This is a genomic window from Moorena sp. SIO4E2, from assembly GCF_010671945.1.
In the GTDB taxonomy this organism is placed as follows: Bacteria; Cyanobacteriota; Cyanobacteriia; order Cyanobacteriales; family Coleofasciculaceae; genus Moorena; species Moorena producens.
In genome coordinates, this window is sequence record NZ_JAAHIE010000038.1 from 23,467 (window position 1) to 29,836 (window position 6,370).

6 protein-coding genes are annotated in these 6,370 nt (G+C 41.2%); all 6 read right to left on the reverse strand.

The window, feature by feature from the left end; genetic code table 11:
- Nucleotides 1-24: 24 nt before the first annotated feature.
- Nucleotides 25-621, reverse strand: coding sequence for an IS607 family transposase (locus F6K37_RS07295; protein ID WP_008179455.1), 597 nt, complete (start codon nt 619-621; stop codon nt 25-27).
- 141 nt (nt 622-762) lie between these two features.
- Nucleotides 763-1,929, reverse strand: coding sequence for an endo-1,4-beta-xylanase (locus F6K37_RS07300; protein ID WP_287249218.1), 1,167 nt, complete (start codon nt 1,927-1,929; stop codon nt 763-765).
- Nucleotides 1,930-2,269: 340 nt separating this feature from the next.
- On the reverse strand, nt 2,270-3,334 hold the full coding sequence (locus F6K37_RS07305) for a glycosyltransferase family 4 protein (RefSeq protein ID WP_044492252.1): 1,065 nt from the start codon (nt 3,332-3,334) through the stop codon (nt 2,270-2,272).
- Nucleotides 3,335-3,478: 144 nt separating this feature from the next.
- Nucleotides 3,479-4,402 carry a sulfotransferase family protein gene (locus F6K37_RS07310; RefSeq protein ID WP_008179461.1) on the reverse strand — a complete coding sequence of 308 codons (924 nt, stop codon included), beginning with the start codon at nt 4,400-4,402 and terminating at the stop codon, nt 3,479-3,481.
- Nucleotides 4,403-4,705: 303 nt separating this feature from the next.
- On the reverse strand, nt 4,706-5,941 hold the full coding sequence (locus F6K37_RS07315; RefSeq protein WP_044492195.1) for a glycosyltransferase: 1,236 nt from the start codon (nt 5,939-5,941) through the stop codon (nt 4,706-4,708).
- A gap of 213 nt (nt 5,942-6,154) precedes the next feature.
- Nucleotides 6,155-6,370, reverse strand: a 216-nt coding sequence (locus F6K37_RS07320; RefSeq protein WP_287249221.1) for a hypothetical protein, incomplete at its 5' end; no start/stop codon positions are given.

Below are 6,370 nucleotides of genomic sequence, written 5' to 3' on the forward strand. Positions count from 1 at the left end.
GGTCTTTGTCGTCTTACGTCTATTTTATCCTAATTTGTCTAATCTGTCTACTTCTTTGACGGTATTTTTTATTTCTTTTTCGTACCGACGAAGGAAGTAGAGCTTAGAGCTGAAGCAATGCATTATGGACATAAAATCATCGATCAGTTCCTGTTGAGGAGACTTATAGGTGTGATTCAATACTATGATTTGGCATTTGTGCAGGGAACAAAACCACTCCACGAAATCAAAACCAAATCGGCATAGTCGATCTTTGTGAGCAACGACTATGGTCTTTATCTGTGAACCAGCAACCTTTTCCATTAACTGGATGAACTTACGTCTCTTGAAATTTAATCCAGAACCGTACTCTGAGTAGCACCGACACTCTGGATAACACTGCCCCAAGTACTCAACCTGAGACGCAAGATCATCCGACTGAGACCTGGTAGACACTCGGGCATAGAGAATAACGGAACGTGAATCCTCTCCGTCTACTAAGCGCTCAATGGAACTGGCCAAATAGCGTCGGTGCCCGCCGGGAGACCTAATACATTCAATCTTGCCTGCGTCTGCCCATCTAGATAAAGTCTTTGAGTTATAGCCATATCTATCTTGGGCTTCTATGGGAGTGAGATCCATAGGATGTCTAATTGATACCGATATATCCTATATTATCCCATTTTTAAGGGGTCTGAACGTGAGGCTACATAGGCGTGAAAATGAACCATTAACCCAATTGATATCTCAGCTGAAAGTTAATTTCCCCAAAGGTCTAATGATTCAACGGTTAGGAGCATTATCAAAAGCACGAGCGATCGCATTCCAGGCTAACTTGGGCTGGAAATCTGCATCGAGAGGTAGAGGTCGCACTGGGGCACCATCTGACCGGGGATGGAAGCTACTTAAGTATGTGTAGCGATCGCTAAATCCCCAGGTCACTACTGCAATCACGGCTGGCTCATCAAGCACAACAGACAGATAATCTTCATAAGCTTGAGCCACCATGCGATCGCGTACAGTCACATCCTTTGGTAACTTGTCATCTCTGACATCTAGTTCAGTAATCAAGATTTTAAAACCCATACTCGCCACATCTCGGAGAAACTTCCGCAGGCTGTGGGGGTTAATCCGTTTATTCCCTCGCAAGTGAGCCTGGATTCCCAGGGCATGACAGGGGGTTCCCTGAGACTTCAACCCCTCTAGTAGCTTCAATACAGCCCTACGCTTGGCTTGCTCATCACTCGAATCATAACTCAGTCCATACTCGTTGTAGAGTAACATTGCCTTGGGGTCAGCAACAGCTGCAATGCGAAAGGCTAGGTCAATGTATTTCGGACCTAAAAATTTTAACCATGGCGTTTTGCGTAAACCATCTGCCCGTCCTTGGAAGGTAGCGATCGCTTCATTCACCACATCCCAGGAGTGCATTTGTCCAACATAACGCCCAGCCACTGTCTTTATATGTCTAACCAAGAACTGTTCAGCATTTTGGCGGTTTACTGTCTCCTCAAACCAAGGGGGTAACGAGATGTGCCAAATTAGGGTATGTCCCCGAAACAGCAATCCATGAGTCTTGGCAAAGTCTGCCATCCAATCCCCAGCCGTAAAGTCAAACTGATGGGGGTGAGGGCACAGGGGAGGGGAAGAAGGAGTAGAAACAAACCACTTGAGTCCCCATCCGGGAACCAGCATGGCACACTCTTGAGCAAAACGGGTACCTAAGGCTGGGTTTGAGGATAGGTCTGGGAATCGACTCTCGGCTCCATAAATTAATCCTTTTGCTGCTGCACGCTCTTTTAAAGAAGCTCCTTGAGCTACTGCAAAGTCTCGCTTCGGGTCATCAATAGCTTGAATTGAGTTACTTTGTCTGATAGATTTACACCTTGTCAGAGGGCCGACACTGGCTAAGCTACCTAAACCCAGTAATAATTCACGTCGTCCAATCATTAACTTGTTTTTACTCCTAGGAATCATCACCTAATATGCCTAGCTTTCATTATTTCAGTGATTTATCGCTGAGGGGGTGACAAAATAGCCTAAAAAGCTTATTTTGTAAAAAATGCCGGAATTTATGGTAAAAAAATATCGGTTTAGTTATCTCAATAAGACCAATAAACATGATAAGCTTACCGTAAGCATATGCGCTACGCACACGCTACTTGAGGTGCTTTAAGCTCATGCTTACGGTTTTAAACCGATTTTTTTAACCCCAAAAAACTAATTGATCTAGTGAGATAGCACAGGAATTTTTCAGGCATCAATGAAATTGATAATTATAGTTCAGCTATTACGATTTATTCATTCTTTTTATGGAGTAGTTGGCAATTTCATTGTAGGCATTAATCGTTTGATTGGCTAGTTCTTGCCAATCAAAAGCGTCTAGGGGAGCTTGTTCTGGACGGGGAGTGTTTAACGCCCAATCTAAAGCGTTTTCAATGTCATAATCAGTAATTTCTCCTGTATAGGTATAGACCCATTCTTCACCAACTTGGTCTTGAACTTCAGGGAGAGCGCCAATTTTAGGAACTAATATGGGTAGGTTAAAAGAGAGGGCTAAGAAAGCACTACCAGAGTTTAAAATCTCGCGGTACGGCAAAATAACTAAGTCAGCAGCACTAAAGTACCATTGCATATGGTCTTGGGGTATGAAATTTAGGTTAATTCGGACTCGTTTATCTAAGGCGGATTCCCTTTCAATTTCTGCTGCTAATTCAGGAAATTCTGGACTACCCACAATGTAGAGTATGGCTTCTGGGTCAAAAAACTGTCGGAAAACTCGCATCAATTTAGGAGCATTTTTGTAAGGTCTAATTTTACCAAACAAAAGCAATACTTTCGCCGAAGTTGGAATTCCTAGGTAATGGCGAGCTTCTTGAGAACTGACTTGATTAGAATACTGCCCTCGGTAGTGACCATGGGGTACTACAAAACCAGGAATATTCTTTAACTGAGGGAAGCGCTCTTGGGCAGATTTCATCCCAGTTTTGCTAAGGTTAATGTAACCATCCAACTGCCTTGTAAAGGCTTTCCAAAACCAAGCCTCTAGTTGCGGGTAAAGCTGTTCATGAGAGGCTAAGTTGTGTACTGTCCAGACAATTTTTGTACCCCGCCAGCGAGCCAAAATCATCAAGAAGAATAGAGCTAACGTTTTTGCGATCGCTCTGAAGAAGTTAGGTTCATTTAAGTTTCGTTCTGGCCAGTGCCGATGCCAGATAGAATAATCATTTATCAGCAATTTTTTAGGAGAAAACTCATGGACATCAACCCCCAAAGTAGCCAGGTGGGTGTAAACTAGCCACGTATAAGGGTTTTTGTCACGATCTTTAAAGGCTGGTTGGGCAAGAATTTTCATATTGCACCTACTCCATTGAGCTTTGGTTAACTTTAGAGCTGCCGTTACTTGCAACCTACTACGTAAACCTTGAAATCCAGTACCAGTCAAGGTGTCTACCGCCAACTACTTCATAGCTTTAAAAAAACCTAAACGATCTCAGGTTTATAGTGACCAGAATTGATCAGACTGATAAAATGGTATATCGAATATTTTAACATAATTACGCACAACATCGACTTCAGATTGGGTCATCGTTTGTTTCCATTTATTTATTTGTTGGGTGCTTATACGTACCTTGGAATAACGACCAGGTATATTGTTAGTTGAACTCTGGAGTACATGGTTTTCTACCCGCCTATTCCATGGCAATTCAAACTTCTCAAATAGCTCTTTGAACTTACCAATAGGGTCTAAGCATAAGTCCTCATAAAAGACCAATAACCATTCAGGATTTCGAGACAATGCATCGGCTACAACACGATGTCTTGCTGCCCAGATAGCTGCAAAGATTTCTATGGGCGTTTTTGCTTGCTCTATCACTGAGCGGTAGGGTTCGAGATGATCTTCAAATAAGCTAGATTGATCTAATAGAGTATCTCGGGAAAGCTCAGCAGGAGTTTCTTTGTTAATTTCTGATAATACGGTGGGGCAAGGATGTCGAACAATTACCAATAGTTTTGGATTGTAGCGCTTGAAAACCCACTCGATGGACATCAGAGATGCTACATCTTTCACGATAATTTGATAATTAGGCAGTGCTCTAGCCCAGAAACCTCGGTACCAAGCGCCTCCAAAAGGTAGACCTTTGAAGACATTATCAAAAGCATTTTCAAGCAAGTCATCTCGCTCACCAGGTCGTGTATATCGGAACCATGTTTCCATGTTACCTTTTCCAGTAATCTCTGGATTACATGGCTCGTAGTAGTATATAGCACGATTTGCGGTGGACAATGTTTTCCCGACCCAACTTGTACCGCTGCGACCATGACCTAAAATCAAAATTGGGCGTTTACCAACTTGCCAGTGATTCAAAAACCACGAGGTAAGATAGTAGCTGGTATTAGTAATTAAACGTTGTTTCCTCATTTATCTTTTACTGAATTGACAGTTAATATTTTGATTTTTACTCAAGCAATCAGAGGTTTAGTGGTGTTTTTTTATATAAACCTCGAAATACTGCTCAAGTCTGCTAACTAAAAGGCTAACTAAAAGGCTAACTAAAATTTAATCACCACTAAACACTAAAATAGTAGAAAAACTATCAATTTTTAGCGATATAGTGTTTCTCATAGTTATGAGGTAAAGTAAATTTTTCTAACCCCTACTTCCTAGTCCATAGTCCAATTAAACCCAAGGGCTTCGTACCTCACCCAATTGAGAACTGCTAGATCAAGATTTAGCTTGAGCTAACTGGTTAGACTTTGAAAGTGAAACCAGACAATCTAGTTCCGAAATAACGCCTTCTATTGCTTTATAACCAAATAAGTCCTCAAGCACACCTGGATTAACATTATCCCTAAAAGGATGGGACAAAAATCTGATAATTGCTTCTGCAAAGGATGACTTATCTACAGCAATTTCAAAGTAGTGATGAACCTCTTCTGGTAGACCTGCTATTCCCTGTGGTGTAGAAACAATCGGTCTACCAGAAACCAGCATTTCTAGGGACTTTATACTAACGCCACTCCCAGCTGAAACTGGATTAATGAGAACGCGCCCGGACTTGTATACTTCTGTAGAAGACACTGGATTTATTTTCAGATCAACTTCTGCAGTTTCCTCACATAGCTGCCTAACGTGCTGGACAGGATTTGAACCCGCTATTAAAACAGTAAATGTTGGTAACGCCAAACGTATCATCGGCATAACTTGGGTAATAAACCAGATTATTCCCGCTACATTGTTGTCCGAAAAGAGGTTACCCAAAAAAACGATATCATAGACAGGATTGGTGCTTAGTTTATCTCTGGATATTGCTTCCCTATTCTCTTCATGAAACTCAATCAGAGGCGGTAAGTAGCGACCATTGGTCAATCCTTGACTTCTCCAAAAATTTAGGTCATCTAGGGAGATATCGTAAAATAAAGTACTATTTTTTAGTAAATTTGTTTCATAGGTTTCCAAGTTAGACAGTGATAAATATCGTTTGAGCTTGTTTAACCCTTTGGCAGACGCAAGTTTTCGCTTATAGTACAAATGCTCGATATTGTGAGAGCGAATAACCAGCAGCAGATTCAAGTGTTGACTTAACTGATTTGCTACTTCTCCACCGTGAATACCATCCAGGAATATAACATCAGGATTAAACCCAGCCACATCAGACAGTAATAGCTTGAATTCTTTACCTCTAACAATTCTAGATGTAACTTCCAAAGGATACTTGAGTAAGTCAATTATCCGCCGAATAAAAGAACCGACTGTCCTTGGAAACTTTATAAAAAAAACTTGCTTGGCATACTTCCTAATTTCCAGGACTTCCTCTGGTTTTGGAGTATGGCTACACCAGCAGATAACTTGTATATCAGTCCCTAAATTAGAGAAAGCTTTTATCCTTCGCCACATGTCTAATCGCGCCCCATGGATGGGCGGATAGGGAATATCATGGCATACTAATGTAATCTTCATAATAGCGCTACTCTTCCTCTCAGTTGTTTGCTCCTATAGAATTAGTCATGATAATTATCAGCAGTGACTTGGAATTATTCAATAACCTAGATTTTTCATAAATTAAGCAGATTTAAACTAATGTATAATTTCACTATATTATCAAGATATATGCTCAATAATAGTTAGGGAAATTTCCCACTTGATCTTGACAAAATATATCGAGAGCACTAGTTAAATACAAATTATTTTTTTGTTAGCAATATCCAAGGATTTGAGTAGTTCAGATTTTGAAAAGATATGAATCGGAAATCCGTCGGCAATATAACCCTTTGTATTAATCGGAGCAATATAGTAGTCAGGGGTTGGAAGCGATGCAGCGCGGTCTTGGGGAGGCAGTGCGGTCTTGGGGGTTCCCCCCATGAGCAACTGCCGTGGTTTCCACGGGGC